The organism is Corynebacterium sp. HMSC05H05, assembly GCF_001807265.1.
GTDB lineage: Bacteria > Actinomycetota > Actinomycetes > Mycobacteriales > Mycobacteriaceae > Corynebacterium.
Map to the genome: position 1 here is coordinate 408 of NZ_KV788392.1, position 16,778 is coordinate 17,185.

19 protein-coding genes and 4 tRNA genes are annotated in these 16,778 nt (G+C 64.9%); 8 read left to right on the top strand and 15 right to left on the bottom strand.

Annotation, left to right across the window (positions count from 1 at the left end; translation table 11 throughout):
* Positions 1-117: 117 nt before the first annotated feature.
* The 9 genes from rplA to HMPREF3151_RS06650 form a co-directional block, all read right to left on the bottom strand.
* The gene (gene rplA, locus HMPREF3151_RS06610) at positions 118-825 is read right to left on the bottom strand and encodes a 50S ribosomal protein L1 (RefSeq protein WP_070474784.1); all 708 of its coding nucleotides are present in this window, start codon (positions 823-825) and stop codon (positions 118-120) included.
* A gap of 64 nt (positions 826-889) precedes the next feature.
* On the bottom strand, positions 890-1,318 hold the full coding sequence (rplK, locus tag HMPREF3151_RS06615) for a 50S ribosomal protein L11 (protein ID WP_034997189.1): 429 nt from the start codon (positions 1,316-1,318) through the stop codon (positions 890-892).
* A gap of 171 nt (positions 1,319-1,489) precedes the next feature.
* Positions 1,490-2,509, bottom strand: a complete 1,020-nt coding sequence (gene nusG, locus HMPREF3151_RS06620) for a transcription termination/antitermination protein NusG (protein WP_070474785.1) — start codon at positions 2,507-2,509, stop codon at positions 1,490-1,492.
* A 115-nt stretch (positions 2,510-2,624) separates the two neighbouring features.
* The gene (gene secE, locus HMPREF3151_RS06625; RefSeq protein WP_070474786.1) at positions 2,625-2,945 is read right to left on the bottom strand and encodes a preprotein translocase subunit SecE; all 321 of its coding nucleotides are present in this window, start codon (positions 2,943-2,945) and stop codon (positions 2,625-2,627) included.
* A gap of 21 nt (positions 2,946-2,966) precedes the next feature.
* Positions 2,967-3,042: transfer RNA gene (locus tag HMPREF3151_RS06630), tRNA-Trp, on the bottom strand.
* A gap of 64 nt (positions 3,043-3,106) precedes the next feature.
* Positions 3,107-3,178 (bottom strand) — tRNA-Met (locus HMPREF3151_RS06635).
* Positions 3,179-3,217: 39 nt separating this feature from the next.
* Positions 3,218-3,290: transfer RNA gene (locus tag HMPREF3151_RS06640), tRNA-Thr, on the bottom strand.
* Between the two features lie 199 nt (positions 3,291-3,489).
* Positions 3,490-3,574, bottom strand: a tRNA-Tyr gene (locus tag HMPREF3151_RS06645).
* Positions 3,575-3,638: 64 nt separating this feature from the next.
* The gene (locus HMPREF3151_RS06650; RefSeq protein WP_070474787.1) at positions 3,639-4,664 is read right to left on the bottom strand and encodes a polyprenyl synthetase family protein; all 1,026 of its coding nucleotides are present in this window, start codon (positions 4,662-4,664) and stop codon (positions 3,639-3,641) included.
* A 95-nt stretch (positions 4,665-4,759) separates the two neighbouring features.
* Between HMPREF3151_RS06650 and HMPREF3151_RS06655 the strand changes: the two genes are divergently transcribed.
* A complete protein-coding gene (locus HMPREF3151_RS06655) occupies positions 4,760-5,980 on the top strand; it encodes a geranylgeranyl reductase family protein (protein WP_070474788.1) in 1,221 nt (406 codons plus the stop codon).
* Here HMPREF3151_RS06655 and HMPREF3151_RS06660 read toward each other — a convergent pair.
* A complete protein-coding gene (locus HMPREF3151_RS06660; RefSeq protein ID WP_070474789.1) occupies positions 5,977-6,666 on the bottom strand; it encodes a demethylmenaquinone methyltransferase in 690 nt (229 codons plus the stop codon). The genes HMPREF3151_RS06655 and HMPREF3151_RS06660 overlap by 4 nt on opposite strands.
* Before the next feature lie 93 nt (positions 6,667-6,759).
* On the opposite strand from HMPREF3151_RS06660, the gene HMPREF3151_RS06665 reads away from it, so the two are divergent.
* The 4 genes from HMPREF3151_RS06665 to HMPREF3151_RS06680 are packed head-to-tail and all read left to right on the top strand — an operon-like array spanning position 6,760 to position 9,598.
* A complete protein-coding gene (locus HMPREF3151_RS06665) occupies positions 6,760-6,996 on the top strand; it encodes a tudor domain-containing protein (RefSeq protein WP_038609556.1) in 237 nt (78 codons plus the stop codon).
* Between the two features lie 36 nt (positions 6,997-7,032).
* Positions 7,033-7,956 carry a metal ABC transporter substrate-binding protein gene (locus tag HMPREF3151_RS06670; RefSeq protein WP_070474790.1) on the top strand — a complete coding sequence of 308 codons (924 nt, stop codon included), beginning with the start codon at positions 7,033-7,035 and terminating at the stop codon, positions 7,954-7,956.
* Positions 7,953-8,678, top strand: a complete 726-nt coding sequence (locus HMPREF3151_RS06675) for a metal ABC transporter ATP-binding protein (protein WP_034997179.1) — start codon at positions 7,953-7,955, stop codon at positions 8,676-8,678. Before HMPREF3151_RS06670 ends, HMPREF3151_RS06675 begins: the two co-directional genes overlap by 4 nt.
* Complete coding sequence (locus HMPREF3151_RS06680) at positions 8,675-9,598, top strand: metal ABC transporter permease (RefSeq protein WP_051106251.1); 924 nt, start codon at positions 8,675-8,677, stop codon at positions 9,596-9,598. The genes HMPREF3151_RS06675 and HMPREF3151_RS06680 overlap by 4 nt, the downstream gene beginning before the upstream one ends.
* Here the strand turns inward: HMPREF3151_RS06680 and HMPREF3151_RS06685 are convergent.
* The 5 genes from HMPREF3151_RS06685 to HMPREF3151_RS06705 all read right to left on the bottom strand — a co-directional run bounded on the left by HMPREF3151_RS06685 (position 9,499) and on the right by HMPREF3151_RS06705 (position 14,075).
* Positions 9,499-10,176: a metal-dependent transcriptional regulator gene (locus HMPREF3151_RS06685; protein ID WP_070474791.1), complete on the bottom strand. Its 678-nt coding sequence runs from the start codon at positions 10,174-10,176 to the stop codon at positions 9,499-9,501. The genes HMPREF3151_RS06680 and HMPREF3151_RS06685 overlap by 100 nt on opposite strands.
* 32 nt (positions 10,177-10,208) lie before the next feature.
* Entirely contained in the window at positions 10,209-11,432 is a 1,224-nt protein-coding gene (locus tag HMPREF3151_RS06690) for a glycosyltransferase family 4 protein (RefSeq protein ID WP_070474792.1), read from the bottom strand.
* A 67-nt stretch (positions 11,433-11,499) separates the two neighbouring features.
* Positions 11,500-11,910 carry a DUF3592 domain-containing protein gene (locus tag HMPREF3151_RS06695; RefSeq protein WP_070474793.1) on the bottom strand — a complete coding sequence of 137 codons (411 nt, stop codon included), beginning with the start codon at positions 11,908-11,910 and terminating at the stop codon, positions 11,500-11,502.
* Positions 11,907-13,523, bottom strand: a complete 1,617-nt coding sequence (menD, locus tag HMPREF3151_RS06700; protein WP_070474794.1) for a 2-succinyl-5-enolpyruvyl-6-hydroxy-3-cyclohexene-1-carboxylic-acid synthase — start codon at positions 13,521-13,523, stop codon at positions 11,907-11,909. Before menD ends, HMPREF3151_RS06695 begins: the two co-directional genes overlap by 4 nt.
* Positions 13,524-14,075 (bottom strand): hypothetical protein, encoded by a 552-nt coding sequence (locus tag HMPREF3151_RS06705; protein ID WP_070474795.1) that lies wholly within the window; start codon positions 14,073-14,075, stop codon positions 13,524-13,526.
* Positions 14,076-14,267: 192 nt separating this feature from the next.
* Between HMPREF3151_RS06705 and HMPREF3151_RS06710 the strand changes: the two genes are divergently transcribed.
* From HMPREF3151_RS06710 to HMPREF3151_RS06720, 3 genes are all read left to right on the top strand, one after another.
* A complete protein-coding gene (locus tag HMPREF3151_RS06710; RefSeq protein ID WP_168160613.1) occupies positions 14,268-14,897 on the top strand; it encodes an HAD-IA family hydrolase in 630 nt (209 codons plus the stop codon).
* A 10-nt stretch (positions 14,898-14,907) separates the two neighbouring features.
* Positions 14,908-15,987: an ABC transporter ATP-binding protein gene (locus HMPREF3151_RS06715; RefSeq protein ID WP_070474796.1), complete on the top strand. Its 1,080-nt coding sequence runs from the start codon at positions 14,908-14,910 to the stop codon at positions 15,985-15,987.
* Positions 15,987-16,778 (top strand): carbohydrate ABC transporter permease (locus HMPREF3151_RS06720; protein ID WP_246815223.1); only part of this gene is annotated, 792 nt, incomplete at its 3' end. The genes HMPREF3151_RS06715 and HMPREF3151_RS06720, both read left to right, overlap by 1 nt.

Here is a 16,778-nt window from a genome sequence, read left to right on the forward strand (position 1 = left end):
GACCGCGGAGCACTCGACCAACTCTTCGGACCACCAAGCACCTAGCAACGCAAAAACGCCGCCGCCCAACAACGGACGACGGCGTAAAACGCACGCGTAAAAGCGCTCGAAGTCGAACTACTTGGTGGCGTAGTTCTTCTCCACGGAGGTGTCCACCGGCACACCCGGGCCCTGGGTTGCGGAGACGGTGATCTTCTTCAGGTAGATGCCCTTCGCGGAGGACGGCTTGAGGCGGAGGACCTCGTCGAGCAGTGCGCCGTAGTTCTCAGCGAGCTGCTCCGGGGTGAAGGACGCCTTGCCGATGATCGCGTGCAGGTTCGACGCCTTATCCACGCGGAAGGCGATCTTGCCGCCCTTGGAGTCCTGGATCGCCTTCGCGACGTCCGGGGTGACGGTGCCGGTCTTCGGGTTCGGCATCAGACCACGCGGGCCCAGCACGCGGGCGACGCGGCCGACCTTGGCCATCTGGTCCGGCGTAGCGATAGCCACGTCGAAGTCGATCTGGCCGGCGTTGATCTGCTCGATCAGCTCGTCGGTGCCGACGATGTCCGCGCCAGCCTCCTGCGCCTTGGTTGCGTTCTCGCCCTCGGCGAAGACTGCGACGCGGACGGTCTTACCGGTGCCGTGCGGCAGGTTGACGGTGCCGCGGACCAGCTGGTCAGCCTTGCGCGGGTCGACGGACAGGCGCATTGCCACGTCGATGGTTGCGTCGTACTTGTCGGAGGAGGTCTCCTTCGCAAGCGTGACGGCGTCGAGCGGGTGGTAGAAGTTGTCGCGGTCGACCTTCGCCAGCTGCTCGATGTAGTGCTTGGACTTCTTAGCCATGTTGGGTTCCTTTCAGGAGTTGTGGTTTGCGGGCCTGGCTTGCGGCCCTTCCACGTGAAGCTTTTTACTTCTCGACGTCAATGCCCATGGAACGGGCAGTACCAGCGATGATCGCAGCACCTGCCTCGATGTCGCGGGCGTTGAGGTCGTTCTTCTTGGTCTCGGCGATCTCCTTGCACTGCTCCCAGGTGACCTTGCCAACCTTGTCAGTGTGCGGGACGCCGGAGCCCTTCTTCAGGCCTGCAGCCTTCAGCAGCAGGGACGCTGCCGGCGGGGACTTCAGGATGAAGTCGAAGGAGCGGTCCTCGTAGACGGTGATCTCCACCGGCACGATGTTGCCGCGCATGGACTCGGTTGCGGCGTTGTAGGCCTTGGTGAACTCGACGATGTTCACGCCGTGCGCACCCAGTGCCGGACCGACCGGCGGGGCCGGGTTGGCCATGCCTGCTTCGATCTGCAGCTTGATCAGGCCGGTGACCTTCTTCTTTGCCATCGCATTACCTCCTAGTTACAGCACCCGCAGCCACGATGAGCTGCCGCGGGGCTTCCGGATGCCGGGGATAGACCCAGCCACCGGGGATTTACAAGAATTGAAAACGTCGCGCGTGCGTGCACGCGCGACGAATCAGGATACGCCGTGAGGACGTCGAGAAGCAAAACGCTTCTACATGATGCGCTCGATCTGGTCGGCGGTCAGCTCCACCGGGGTCTCGCGGCCGAAGATGGACACCAGCGCCTCGATCTTGCCGGTCTCCGGGTCGATCGCGTTGATGGTGGCCGACACGGACGCCAGCGCGCCGGAGAGGATCGTGACAGCCTCGCCGACCTTGTAGTCGTGCGCGAGCTTCTTCGGCGCCTCTTCCTCCGGCATCGCCACGACGGTCTCGCCCTCGGCGTTGACCTCCGGCTTCGCGCCGGTTGCGGCGGACTTGGGAAGCAAGAACTTAGCGACGTCCCGGTGCTTCACCGGCGTCGCATTCCCCTCGTTGCCCACGAACGAGGTCACACCCGGGGTCTCGCGGACCACGGACCAGGCGGCGTCGTTCATGTCCATGCGCACGAGCACGTAGCCCGGCAGAAGCTTGCGCTTGACCAGCTTCTTCTTGCCGTCTTTGTTCTCGATGGCCTGCTCGATGGGCACGACAACCTCGTAGATGGAGTCCTCGACCTCAAGGGTCTGGGAACGCATCTCCAGGTTGGTCTTCACCTTGTTTTCGTAGCCGGAGTAGGACTGGATGATGTACCAGTCGCCCGGCTGCTTCTTCAGCTCACGGGTGTACTCGCGCAGGCGGCGGCGGTACTCGCTGTCGGAGTCAGCGTCCGCGTCAGCCTCGCCCTCGCCCGCGGCGGCCTCGACGTTGTTGAGGTCGGTCTCCTGGACCGGCTCCTCGACGGCACCGTCGGCGTCGGTCGCGGTGCCTGCGTCATCGGCCTCGGCGTCGACGGCGTCCTGCACCTCGGCGTCGCTCAGCTCCGCGCCAGCGACGTCCGCGTCCGCAGCGTCAGCCTCGCCGCTACTGTCGCTCTCCTCGTCGGAGGAGTCACCGCCCTCGGTGCCGGCCGGGTCGTCGTCGCCGCCGCCGAGGACCGGGTCGGTGGAGGGCTGCACGGGCGCGCCCTCGTCGATCATTTCCTGCTCGTTGTTCTCGATTGCGCCTTCAACGTCTTTGTTTGCCTCAGTCATGGGTGTGTCTCCTCATCCGTCGAAACGTGTGCGCCCCAGGGTACCGGGGCAAAAATTATCCCGCCCTCCTCGGCGTCCGAGGCGGCGGGAAAAGTTTGTACGCGTGGAATTGTACCTAGCGGATGAAGATCCAGCGAATCAGCATGGATGCCAGCGTGTCGGTGCCCCACACGAAGATGGTCAGCACGATCAGGAACGCGAACACGATGAGCGTGTAGTTGAGCATCTGCTTGCCGGTGGGCCAGATGACTTTGTTCATCTCGGAGACGACTTCGCCTGGGAAGGCGGTGACTCTGGAGCCGTCCTTCTCGTTCGCATCGTCGGCGGCGACGGGGGCACGCTTCGCTTCGTAGCCTTCGGAGGAAACGGGAGAAGCCCCACGCAGCTGACGCTTGCCGGTCGGCTGTGCGGGGTTTTGACCGTTGGGGTTAGTCACTAAAACTCCTCCAGGTTGTTTTGGCAGGGGCGACAGGACTCGAACCTGCAACCTACGGTTTTGGAGACCGTTGCGCTACCAATTGCGCCACGCCCCTAGGGCACTCGATCAAGTGCGCCTAACCCTACCACGGTCACCTTCCGGTTCCCGTTTGAGGTGAGTAGCGATGGAGAGAATTGAACTCTCGACACAGCGATTATGAGTCGCTTGCTCTACCACTGAGCTACACCGCCATGGTGCTCGCCGGGCCGAAAGGCCCTAGCAAACAACAGAGCCCCCTGACAGAATCGAACTGTCGACCTTTTCCTTACCATGGAAACGCTCTGCCGACTGAGCTAAGGGGGCACAGCCTCTGTGTTGTGGATCTTCGCTTTCGCTCTGACCCGCTCCGTTGAAGCCTTGGAAAGATTAACCCGATGTTGTTTTCAAACACAAATCGGCTGGCAGTTGCAGGTTTTTAAGCGGTTATGGTGTGCACTTTAGACGTCGTGAAGCAATTGCTTAACGACGAAACCCCGCCGGTGAAACCGACGGGGTTTGTGTGTGGTGCCAGGTAGAAGATTCGAACTTCTGAAGGCAATGCCGGCGGATTTACAGTCCGCTCCCTTTGGCCGCTCGGGCAACCTGGCAAGCACGTTCAAAGTGCGGGATCTACCTTACAACACCGCCCCGCAATCGGCGCAAATCGGCTGGTTAACCGACCCGTTCAACGGTCATGCGCGTCATGGTGCGAAGCGCTTCACGGGCGGGGCCGTCCGGCAGGGCGTCGAGTTCGCGCTCCACGGTCTCGACGTAGCCGCGCACGGTGTCCAGGGCGCGCTCGCGCCCGCGGGTCTGGCCGATGAGTTCCAGCGCCCGTGCGACGTCGGCGTCGTTGGTCAGCGGGCCGGTGAGCAGCCCGCGAAGCTCCTCGCCCGCCGGCGAGTCCTCTTGCAGCGCGTAGAGCACCGGCAGCGTGAACACGCCCTCGCGCAGGTCGGTGCCGGGGGTCTTTCCGGACTGTTCGGGGTCGGAGAAGATGTCGATGATGTCGTCGACGATCTGGAAGACCATGCCCACCGCGTCGCCGATGCGGGAGCAGCGCTCCACCACCTCGTCGGAGGCGCCGGCGTGGCGCGCGCCCAGGTAGGCGGCGGAGGAGATGAGCACGCCGGTTTTTTCCTCGATGACTTTCAGGTAGTGCTCCACGGGGTCTGCCGCGCCCGTGCCGTCCGCGCCGACGGTTTCGCGCATCTGGCCGGTGACCAACTCGGAGAATGTGTCGGCGAAGTGGGCCACGGTGTCGAGGTCCATGAGCGCCATCTGTCGCGACGCGTGGGCGAACAGGATGTCGCCGGCGAGGATGGCCACGGTGTTGGTCCACCGGGTGTTGGCGGATTCGACGCCGCGGCGGCGCTCGGCTTCGTCCATGACGTCGTCGTGGTAGAGCGTGGCCAGGTGCACCATCTCGGTCACGGCGGCGCCGCGGATGACGTTTTCGGCGCCGGGGTTCGGCCCGAATTCGCTGCAGAGCAGCGCCATCATGGGGCGGAAGCGTTTGCCGCCGGCTTTGGCCAGGTGGGTGACTTTGTCGGTGAGGAAGCTCTCCCCGCGGTTGAGCTCCGTTATCAGCAGCTCCTCCACCGCTTCGAGCCCGGTGTTGAGCCGGGTGTTGAGCGCGTCGTCGCCCAGGTCCAGGTTGAATCCGTGGCGCGGTGACGGAGTGGTGCCGTACGTCATAGATAACGTCCTTGCAGGTTGGATGGGCCCATGTGTAACGCACTAACCGTAGCCCAATTACCCCGCCGGGTGCACTTGCGGGTGGCGCTGGCAGAATGTGGCGCGTGAGTGAGTTGTTCGACCTCGTTGTTGTGGGCGCTGGCCCTGCGGGTTCCGCAGCCGCGATCGCGGCGCAGCGCGCCGGCATGAGCACTTTGCTTCTCGACACGCAGGGCCCCCGCCGCGACAAAACTTGCGGGGACGGGCTGACGCCGCGCGCCGTCGATACGCTTGTGCGCTTGGGGCTGGACGTGCCTGCGTACCGCAACAAGGGCCTAAAGTTGCATGGCTTCGGCGGGGATGTTGTCGCGCCGTGGCCGCGCGGCGAGGGGTCCGCGTCCCCGAGGGCGAGGTTTGACGCGATGCTTGTCAGCGAAGCTTCGCTCGCCGGCGCAACCGTGCGCCACGACTGCGCGGCGACGGGGGTGCGTTTCAGCGGTTCCGCGATCAGCGAAGTGGAGACCGAACAGGGCGTGGTGCGTGCCCGCTGGGTGGTCGTGGCGGACGGGGTGCGCTCCCCCTTCGGCAAGCTGCTGGGACGTACGTGGCACCGCGGGCAGGTCTACGGGATCGCGGCGCGCTCCTACTGCACGTCACCCTTTTCGGACGAGCCGTGGATGCACTCGCACGTGGAACTTCGCGACGCCGACGGGGTGATCCAGCCCGGCTACGGCTGGATCTTCCCGCTCGGCGACGGCACCGTGAACCTCGGCTGCGGCGCGTTGTCCACCGACGCGCGCCCGGCGAAGGTGAACACGAAGAAGCTGCTCGCCCTGTACGCCTCGCAGCAGCGCGAGGCGTGGCAGCTCGGCCCGGAGCAATCGGTGGCCTCGGCGCTTCTGCCGATGGGCGGGGCGGTGTCCAACGTGGCGGGGCCGAACTGGGCGCTGATCGGCGACGCGGCGGCGTGCGTGAACCCGCTCAACGGCGAGGGCATCGACTACGGGCTGGAAACCGCGGTCGCCGCGGTCGACCTGATCGCGGACGGCGGGGATTTGACGCTTGCGTGGCCAGCGCTTCTGCGTGAGCAGTACGGCGACGCGTTCACGCTGGCCCGCACCCTGGCGCGCCTGCTCACCTACCCGCAGTTTTTGCCGCTGGCGGGCCCGGTCGCGCTGCGCGGGCTCGGCGGGCGTTACCTCATGCCGGCGGCGGCGCGGCTGATGGGCAACCTCGTGGCCGAGGGGGATACGGACCTCGTCGCAAGGCTGTGGCGTACAGCTGGTAAGGGCGCGCGGGCGGTGTCTGGCGGCCAGCCGCTTTGGGACGTGCGCTAGACCGGCTTCACCGCACTATGCAGCGCGACGATGCCCGCGGTGAGGTTCTGCCAGCTGGCGTCTGACCAGCCGTTGGCGTTGATCGCCGCGGCGAGCTCCTCCTGGCCCGGCCAGGCGCGAATGGACTCGGCGAGGTACTCGTAGGCCTCCGCGTTGGAGGAAAACAGCTTCGCCAGCGCCGGCACCGCCAGCGGCAGGTACTCCTTGTACAGGATGCGGAAACCCGGCACGACGGGGGTGGAAAATTCGTTGACGGCCAAACGCCCGCCCGGCTTGGTCACGCGCGCCATCTCGCGCAGGCCCGCCTCGAAGTCGTGGACGTTGCGCAGCCCGTAGGAGATGGTCACCGCGTCGAAGGTGTCATCCGCAAACGGCAGGTGCATCGCGTCGCCGACGACCTTGGGCACGTCGCGGTCCTTGCCGGCGGCGAGCATGCCCTGGGAAAAGTCGCAGGCCACCACCCACGCGCCGGACTTGCCCAGCTCCACGGTGGACACGGCGGTGCCAGCTGCCAGATCCAGCACGAGCTCGCCGGGCTTTAAGTCCAGGCGCTCGCGGGTGCGACGTCGCCAGTACTTGTCCAAGCCGAACGACAGCACGGTGTTGGTGATGTCGTAGTTTTTGCCCACGTCGTCGAACATGCCGGCAACGTCGAAGGGCTTTTTGTCCAGATCCGCCTTGGCCATGGTGCGCAAGTCTACTTTGCCACCCACAAACGGAGGCCGTACGACAACACAACACTTGCAAGTTCGGCGTGCCGAACTTTATTATTCGCAGGTATGGGACTTGATGACTCCAACATGGGCGCATGGCTCGAAGCCATCGCATTGTTCGAGACCGCACGCGAAGGCGACTACCTCGCGTCCGCGCGGCTCGTGCGCTCCAGCGCCAACCCGGAAGACGTCACGCTCAACCTGATGCGGCTGCTCGCCGTCTACCTGCACGACGAATCCCCGGAAAAGCTCGACCGATTCATTGCCACGTCCCACCGCGTCGGCCCGCCGCCGCTTCTCTAACCGCACGGAAAAGTACACAGAAAGAAAAGGACCAACATGCTGAAATCCAAGGTGCTCGCGCTCGCCGCCACGGCTGCGCTAACTGCCGGCCTGGCAGGCTGTTCGCAGGACAGCGCCGACGCCGCAGGCGGCAAAGACACCCCCGTGGTACTCACCACGTTCACGGTGATCCAGGACATCGCTTCGAACGTCGCCGGCGACCACCTGCGGGTGGAGTCCATCACCAAACCCGGCGCGGAAATCCACGGCTACGAGCCCACCCCCGGCGACATTTCCCGCGCCGCCGATGCGGACCTGATTTTGGATAACGGCATGAACCTGGAGAACTGGTTCGCCCAGTTCGTCGCCGACCTGGACGTGCCCCACGCCGTGGTCAGCGAAGGTGTCGACCCGATCGACATCGCCGAGGACGCCTACGCCGGCAAGCCCAACCCGCACGCCTGGATGAGTCCGGTGAACGTGCAGAAGTACGTGGACAACATCGTCGACGCGTTCAGCGAACTCGACCCGGAGCACGCCGATGATTTCAAGGCCAACGGCGAAACATACAAGCAGGAACTGCAGGCTGTGCAAGACGAGCTGGAAACCAAGCTCGCCGCTGTCCCCGACAAGCAGCGCGCCTTGGTCACCTGCGAAGGTGCGTTCTCCTATCTGGCTCGCGACGCGAAGTTGACCGAGCGCTACATCTGGCCGGTCAACGCTGAGCAGGAAGCCACCCCGCAGCAGATCGCCGGCGCGATCGAGTTTGTGAAGGAAAACAACGTCCCGTCTGTGTTCTGTGAATCCACGGTCTCTAACGCGCCGATGATGCAGGTCGTGAAGGCCACCGGCGCGGAGTACGGCGGCACCCTCTACGTCGATTCGCTTTCTGAGGAAAACGGCCCGGTGCCGACCTACCTGGATCTGATTCGCCACGACACGAAGGTGATCATCGACGGTTTGAACGGGGGCAAGCAGTGATCCCCGCAATCGCTGTTGACGATGTTGCGGTGCGCTACGGCGACGTCGTCGCGCTCGACGGCGCAACTTTGAGCGTCCAACCAGGCCGTATCTGTGGGCTGATCGGGATGAACGGCGCGGGCAAATCCACGCTACTCAAGGCGATCATGGGGTTGGTCAAGCCGGATCGCGGCACGGTTCGTATCAACGGCATCGACCCCATGCGCGCCCGCAAGACGCAGGTGCTGGGCTACGTCCCGCAGAGCGAGGACGTGGACTGGCAGTTCCCGGTCACAGTGCGTGATGTGGTCATGATGGGCCGCTACGGCCACATGGGCTTTACCCGCCACGCGCGTGCGGAGGACATTGCGGCTGTGGATCGCGCGCTTGAGCGCACCCACCTTGAGTCGTTCGCAGACCGCCAGATCGGTCAGCTTTCGGGTGGCCAGAAGAAGCGTGCCTTCATCGCCCGCGGTATCGCTCAGGGTGCGAGCATCATGCTTCTCGACGAACCCTTCGCCGGCGTGGACAAACATTCCGAGGCCACCATCACTGAGCTGCTGCGTGACCTCGCGGCAGAAGGCACCACTATTTTTGTGGTGACGCACGACCTGGTTGCCTTGCCCCAGCTCGCGCCGGAGACAGTGCTGTTGAACCGCCGGGTGTTGATGCACGCCCCGACTGAAGTGGTGTTAGAGCCGGACAATTTGGTACAGGGCTTCGGTATGGGGGTGTCAGCATGATTGCGCTGCTTACGGAGCCGTTTGGGTACGAGTTCATGATGCGTGCGCTTGCGACCTCGCTGGTGGCGTCGATTGTCTGCGCGCTGTTGTCGTGCTGGCTGGTGTTGGTTGGCTGGTCGCTGATGGGCGATGCGGTAAGCCACGCTGTCCTGCCCGGCGTGGTGCTGGCCTACATTCTGGGCGTGCCGTTTGCCGTCGGCGCGGTGGTGTTCGGGTTCCTTGCGGTGGCACTGATCGGGCTGGTGCGCGATACGTCCCGGGTGAAGGAGGATGCGGCCATTGGCATTGTGTTCACCACCATGTTCGCGCTGGGGCTCGTGCTCATTTCGGTAACCCCTTCGCACACGGATCTGAACCACATCATCTTCGGCAATCTGCTTGGTGTGTCCCGTGGGGACCTGCTGCAGGTGGCCATCCTGGGAGCGATCGTGTTGAGCGTGCTGGTGCTCAAGCGGCGCGACTTCACCCTCTACGCGTTCGATCCCACCCATGCACACGCGATTGGGTTGAATCCGCGCCTGCTCGGTGCGGCCCTGCTGGCACTGCTGGCGCTGACGTCAGTGGTGGCACTCCAGGCCGTTGGCGTGATCCTGGTGGTGGCGATGCTGATCATCCCGGGTGCGACCGCCTACCTGCTCACCAACAAGTTCGGCACGATGCTGGTCATCGCCCCGACCATGTCGGCAGCGTGTGCAATCGTGGGGTTGTACTGCTCCTACTACCTGGACACAGCCTCTGGCGGCATGATTGTGCTCGCCCAAGGTGTGGTGTTTGGTGTGGTGTACCTGTTCGGCCCGCATGGGGTGCTGCGGGGTCGTCGTTACGCATCCACGCGCACGAAGACGGAATCCGTGGCTTCCTCGCCGAGCGGCACCGCCTCCGCCGCGCCGGCAAGCCGGACCGCGACCGCGCCGGAGTAAGGGGCACCCTCTCCCACCTCGAGGGTTGCGCCGACGACGAGCCCATGGCTGTCAAGGAACTTCAGCAGCTTCGGGTCGTCGTCCGCGATGCGCTCGATCGTGGCCGTGTGCCCGGGTTGCACACCGGTCAGCGGCACCGCCGCGGGGGTGTCGACACGGCCGCTGGCTGAGGGGATGGGGTCGCCGTGGGGGTCGCGGCTGGGGTAGTCCAAAAACGCGTCGATACGGTCGACCATGAAGTCGCTCACCGAGTGTTCGAGGTTTTCGGCCTCGTCGTGCACCTGGTCCCAGGTGTAGCCCAACGCCTCCACCAAAAACGTTTCAATCAGGCGGTGGCGGCGGATCATCGCCACCGCGTACGTGCGGCCTGTGTCGGTCAGCTCGACGGCGCCGTAGGGCTTATGTTCCACCAGGCCCTGCTCGCCGAGCTTGCGCACCCCGTCGGAGACGGTGGATTTGCGCAGTCCAAGGTGCTTGGCCACCGACGACGGCGTCACCGGCGTATCTGACCACTCCGAAAGCGCCCAGATGCCTTTGAGGTAGTTCTGGGTGCTGGTGGACAGGTCGCCGACGGACATGCTCGCCACTCTACTTGGCGGCGCGCATGCGCCTACGCGGTATCGCCGCGCCGCGCTTGCCTGCGGGATTGGCCTAAGCGTGCCGGCGCCCAGCGCGGCAGGGCCACGTCGCGGCCGAACAGGTGCACCACGTTGCGCTCGTAGGTCTCCAGCACCTCGGTGTAGTAGCCCAGCAGCTGGTCGCCGAGAGCGGCCCAGGTCTTGTCAGCCACGGATTCGCGGGCGGCGGCCTGCAGGCTGGCGTGGCGGGCGTCGTCGAGGATCCAGCGCGTGGCGTCCGGCAGCTCGTCTTCGAAGGTGTCCACCTCGAGCAGCAGGCCGTTGTCGCCGTGTTGGATCAGGTCGATGGGACCGCCGGCGCGCGGGCCGATCGTCGGCACGCCCGAGGCCTGCGCCTCCTGGATGGCCTGGCAGAACGTCTCAAACTCGCCGGTGTGCACGAACAGGTCCAGCGACGCGTACGCGCGGGCGAGCTCCTCGCCGGACAGCGCCCCGGTGAACACGGCGGAGGGCAGCACCGTCGCCAGCTCGTCTCGCTCGGGGCCGTCGCCGACGACGACGAGTTGGACCGACGGGTCGCTGACAAGCGGGGCGAGGCGGTGCACCGACTTCTCCGCGGCCAGCCTGCCCACGAAGCCGACGATCTTCTTTGCCCCCGTGGGGTCCCACATGCGGCGCAGCACGTCGGAGCGCTTTTCCGGGTTGAACAGCTCGGTGTCCACGCCGCGGCCCCAGTGGCGCACGTTGTTGATGCCGTGGGATTCGAGCATGCGGATATAGCTTGACGACGGCGCCAGCGTCATCTCGCTCATATTGTGAATCGTGCGCGTCCAGTCCCACGCCAAGTTCGCCACCATGGGCAGGTGGTACTTGGTGGCGAAGCCCGCGACGTCCGTCTGGTAGAGCGCCACCGCCGGCACCCCGAGCTGGCGCGCGGCGAACGCGCCCGCCCCGCCGAGGACGAACGGGCTGGCCAGGTGGATGATGTCCGGCTTGAACTGGGAAAGCGCCGCGGCGACGGTGGTGGTGGGCACGCCGATCGGCAGCGAATCCACCAGCGGGACCATCACGGTGGGCACGCGGACGATCTCGAAGCCGAGGTAGTCCGGGATCTCGTCCTGGAAGTCGCGTGCGCCTGGGGCGACCACCATCGCCTCGTGGCCTTCGCGCTTGAGGTGCTCGAGCACGCGCAGCACCGAATTGGTCACTCCGTTGACGTTGGGCAGGAAAGACTCCGCCACGATTCCCACTCGCATATCAGGCACTCTCCCACTGCAATCCGAACTTACCGCCAATTCTGGTTGAACCGGACATGAATTTTTTCTACCCCTCCGGCACCCACCGGCCCACGGCGAACCAGGCCCCGGCGGCGACGAGCGTGGCCACCGCCCACGTCGACAGGGCGGGCAGAAGCGCCAGCGCCCAGCCGCGGCCTTCCACCTTGACCAGGTCGGGGTCGGTTTTGTCGTAGGTCACCCACACCTGCTGCCCTTCCCCCAGGCCGGTCGGGTACAGAAGCCCGCGCGGCGGGGAGACCAGCTGGCCGTCTTCCGTCTGGTACTCCACAAACGTGCGCATGCGCCCGGCTTCGGTGACGATGGCGGTGCCGCGGCCGGGGTTGGCCTGGATGCGAGCGTCGTTGAGCGCGGGGCCTGCGACCATGGCAACGCTGCCGAGGGTGGCAAACGCGTAGAGCGCGAGCACCACCTGGTGCGCGCGGCGGCGCCACCTCATCGGTTCAGGCGCGCCGCCAGCGCTCGACGGGTGGTGCGGGTGGTGGCGGCCTCCACGACGGTGATCGGGTTTGGCTGGGCCTCGAGCTCCAGCAGCACCTCGTTGAGCTCGGCGAGGGTGTCGGCTCGCCGGTAGTCGGCCCCGTACGCTTCCGCCAGCTTCTCCACGTCCGTGCCGTGGGGCGTGCCAAACACCCGCTCAAACGCGCCGCGGAGGTTGTCCGCGCCCGGCTCGAGGGCCTCGAAGATGCCGCCGCCGTCGTCGTTGGCCACCACGATGGTGAGGTTGCCCGGGCGTGGCTCGTCGGGCCCGATGAGCAGGCCGTTGGCGTCGTGGATAAAGGTCAAATCCCCCATGAGTGCGAGCGTGCGCGGAGCGCGGATCTCGTCCGGGCGCAGCGCCTGGGTAGCCAACGCCACGCCGACGGCCTGGGAGACGGTGCCGTCGATGCCCGCGGCACCGCGCGCGGCATACGTGGATACCCCGTCGAAGGGCATGCCCACAAACGACGCGTCGCGCACCGGGTTGGACGAGCCGAGCACCAGCGTGTCGCCCACGCCGAGGGTGTCGCACACCGCGGCGGCGACGTGCAGGCCGGTGAACCCGAACTCGTCCTCGGTGAGCGCCTGGCGCACGGTTTCGGCGCCGACGTCGCCGGCGGCCTCGCAGATCTTCAGCCACGTGTCCGTGGGCTGGCCGGTGGCGTTGACGCGCGAGCCGCGTGTGTCGGGCTGGCCGGTGAACGTCTCGGTGCGCGAGATGCCGATGACCTCGATGTCCGGGTCCGCCAAAAGGGCCATCACGTCGCGGTGCAGCGTGGGGTGGCCCACCACGATGACCTGCTCCGGCTTGGTGTTGGCGGCGAAGTCGCCCCCGTCGTGGGAGATGGCCACCTCGGACTGGGCGAAGAAGCGCGCGGCCAGCGGGTGCACCTGGTGGAACGGCGTGGGCGCGGTGGGCTCGGCGATGGTGGGCACGTGCTCGAGCCCCGGCACCTCCCATGCCTCGTCGCCGGCGATGACCAGGGTGTTGCGGGTCAGGTCCACGTCCACAGCATCGTGATCGACCCAGTCGCGCGACCCCTCGAGCGCTCCCGGGCCGACCCGGCGCGGCTCCCCCACCGGCTCCGGCAGCTGATCCGGCACGAGCGGGGCGTCGAGGGCCACGTTGATGTGGACCTGGGGGGTGGCGAAGGAGGCCGCGTGGACGTCGTCAAGCGATTGCACCTGCTGCGTTTCGGCGTAACGGCCGAAGATGCCCTGCTGCCAGATGGTCTGCGACGCGCCTGTGCCGACGAGGCGCTCCGGGCGGTCCGCGCTGATCACCGCGAGCGGGGTGTGCGACATGTGCGCCTCAATCACCGCCGGGTACGCGTTGGCCACGGCGGTGCCGGAGGTCATCACCACGCCGACGTGCCGGCGCTGCACCCGTGCGAGGCCGAGGGCGGTGAAGGCGGCGGAGCGCTCGTCGATACGCATGTGCACCGTCACGTCGCGGCGCGCCAAAAGCGCGTAGGCCAGCGGCGAGTTGCGCGAGCCCGGGCTCATAACCACATCGGTGCAATGCTTCGCGACGAGCTCCGCTACCGCCGCCGCAATCTCCATAGCTGCCATCTACTGCTCCTGTAGGTACTCGTCCGCGCCGCCGCGCAGCTGGTCCAGAATGTCGCGGGCGCCGTCGCGGATCTCACGCTCAATCTCGTTCGGGTCCGGCGCCGGCTCCGTCGGCTCCAGCGTTGCGGTGGGGTTGTCCCGGTCCCGGAAAATGGACGGGAACTTGGTGGTGGTCTCCGTCTTCGTTTCCGTGGTGGTCTGGGTAACCGTGCTGGTCTCCGTCACCGGCGGCTTGTCCGCCTCCGCCGCCGCGCTGCGCCACAGCACGGCCAGCACCACCGCGGCGATGAAGCTCAGCGCCGCGAACACGCCGAGCGCGATCGCGCCCGCCGACGTGCCCTTCTCCGGCTCCGGCTCGTAGCCGTTGTCGTAGTAAGGCTCCTGGTAGGACTGCTGGTACTGCTGCTCGTAGGCGGGCTGGGTGTAGCGCTCCTCGTAGCGCGGCTGCGGTTGCTGGTACTGGTTTTGGGACTGGTCCGGGAAGTACTGCCGGGGTCGCTCGCGGCGCGGCTCGCCACCCTGGGGGCCGTACTGTCGCGTCTCGTTATCCATGCGAACAGCGTAACCCCAAGCGCGCTTTGTTCCCCTTCAGCACCGCCACCTGCAACTCGCCCACCGTTCCGAAAGTTAATGGGATCGTTCCCAACGTTAAGCGAATGTTTGCTTGGACCTAACTTTCCGGACACTTGCATGAGGTTTTGTGAGAACGTTACCAAAAACCACTACATGAAAGCTGGGTGCCACGTGACCATTGTGGTCGTTTTCGATATAGGCGGTGTTCTCGTGCCGGAAGGCAACCGCATGGAGCAACTTCAGGATCACATTGCTTCCTCTGCTGGCGAGTTCGATCGTGGTGCTTTCGCAGATGCCTACTGGGCCATCCGCGACGAGTACGACCTCGGTGCGAGCGACTCCGCGTTCTGGACTCCGGTTCTGGAACGCGCCGGGCTTCCGACCAGTGGCGAGATTGTCTCGCTGGCGGCACAAAAAGATGCCGAGCTCAACGCGACAATCGCGCGGGAACCGCACGCAATGCTCCAAGATCTCGCGGCGGCAAAGGTCCCGCTCGCGATCTTGAGCAATGCCCCACGTCGAATGGCGCAGCAGGTGCGAGACGGCGGGTGGTCCGATGTGTTCACCCACCTCGTATTTTCCTCTGAACACGGTTGCATGAAACCAGACCAGCGGATCTACGACCTCGTAGTTGAAGGCTTTTCCGACGTGGAATCACCCACCTTCCATTTCTTCGACGACCGGGAGAAAAACATCGCCGGAGCAAACTCCGCAGGTTGGCACGGCCATCTGTGGCAGTCCACGCAGCATGCGCGCACCGAACTGACCTCGCTCGGTGTTCTCCCAGCAAAACACCCGTAGGGAACCGCATATGGCATCGATTACCTTTGACAAAGCCACCCTCCATTACCCAGGTAACCCTCGTCCAACAATTAACAACATGGATCTTGCGATCCGCGACGGCGAGTTTGTTGCCGTTGTGGGTCCCTCAGGTTCGGGCAAGTCCACGACGCTTCGTATGGTCGCCGGGCTTGAAAAGTTGACGAGCGGTGAAATCTACATCGGCGACGTTCCAGCTTCCACCCTGGCGCCCTCAAAACGCGACGTTGCCATGGTTTTCCAGTCCTACGCCCTGTACCCGCACATGACTGTCGCGGAAAACATGGCGTTTGCGCTGAAGATGCAGAAGGTCCCGAAGGAAGAACAGGCCAAGCGCGTCGCCGAGGCATCCCGTCTCCTCGACCTTGACCAGTACCTCGAGCGGCTTCCAAAAGCACTTTCTGGTGGACAGCGGCAGCGTGTGGCCATGGGCCGCGCGATTGTTCGCGATCCACAGGTCTTCCTGATGGACGAGCCCCTTTCCAACCTCGACGCGAAACTTCGTGTCTCTACCCGCGCAGAGATCAGCCAGCTTCAGCGGCGCCTCAATACGACGATGCTGTACGTCACGCACGATCAGACCGAGGCAATGACCATGGCTGACCGGATCGCTGTGCTGGAGGGCGGCGACATGCAGCAGGTGGGCTCGCCGGAAGAGCTCTACCTCCAACCCGCAAACACGTTCGTCGCCACGTTCATCGGCACCCCGTCAATGAACATGATGACCGGCACCATTGTGGGAAACGAGATCCACATCGGGCACGTCCGCCTCCCGCTACCGGCGCTGCAGGTCCAGCCCCAGTCACCGCGAGTTGTCATCGGCATCCGCCCGGAGAACCTGTCGGTTGTCGGCCGCGAGCAGGGCGATACCGATGCGGTGGCCGCATACGTCGAGAACTTTGGCTCCGACAAATACGTTCACGTATCGATCGACGGGCTCAACGACCTCGGGGAGTTCATCGTCCGCACCCCCAATACTGTCCAGATCGAAACCGGCGACGGCTTCGGGCTCCAATTCGACCGTGACTTCATTCACCTTTTCGACGCGGAAACAACGATGAGGATCAACTAATGGGTATCCAGATGAAAGGGACACCAGGCCCCCAAATCCCCCCGGCAGAGGATTTGGAAGGTGAACAGGAGAACACCGCCAAACCAAAGCGCCCCCGCGAATTTGGCGAATGGTGGGCGTGGCTGTGCCTTCTCCCGGCGGTACTGCTCTTCGTCGCCTTCGATTTTCTACCGTTTTTCCGGGCGGTGTACCTGTCTTTTAGCAGCACCGACCTCTTCGGGCGCCCCGCAGGTTTCGCCGGATTCAAGAACTACACCAACATGTTCTCGGATCCCACCTTCCTGGCGACGTTCTCCCGCACGCTGTTTTTCACAGTTGCTTCGGTCATTCTGAAGCTCGCACTGGGACTTGCTATCGCGTTGCCCCTGTCGTACCGCCTGAGGGGCACCTTCTGGATGCGCGCAGTTGTACTCATCCCGATGGCAATCTCGACCGCGGTGGGCACACTCGTGTTCCGACTCATGTTTGCCCCAATTGTGGGCTTCTTCGACCAAGTCGCCAGCGCGATCGGTTTCGGTCAAGTCGGCTGGTTGACAAGCCCCCGAGTCGCCATGATCTCTGTGCTCATCACCGACGTGTGGATCGGCATATCCTTCGTCACCTTGCTGATGCTTGTCGCAATCGACGGGATCCCCGGAGAAATGGTTGAGGCGGCAAACCTCGACGGAGCGACCGGATGGAAGTATGTCCGGCACATCATCCTTCCGAGCATCGCGCCCATGCTGCTCGTGCTGTCAGTAACCCAGGCGATGGCTGCCGAGGGTGTCAGGAAGTTTGTGTGTGAGGCTCTG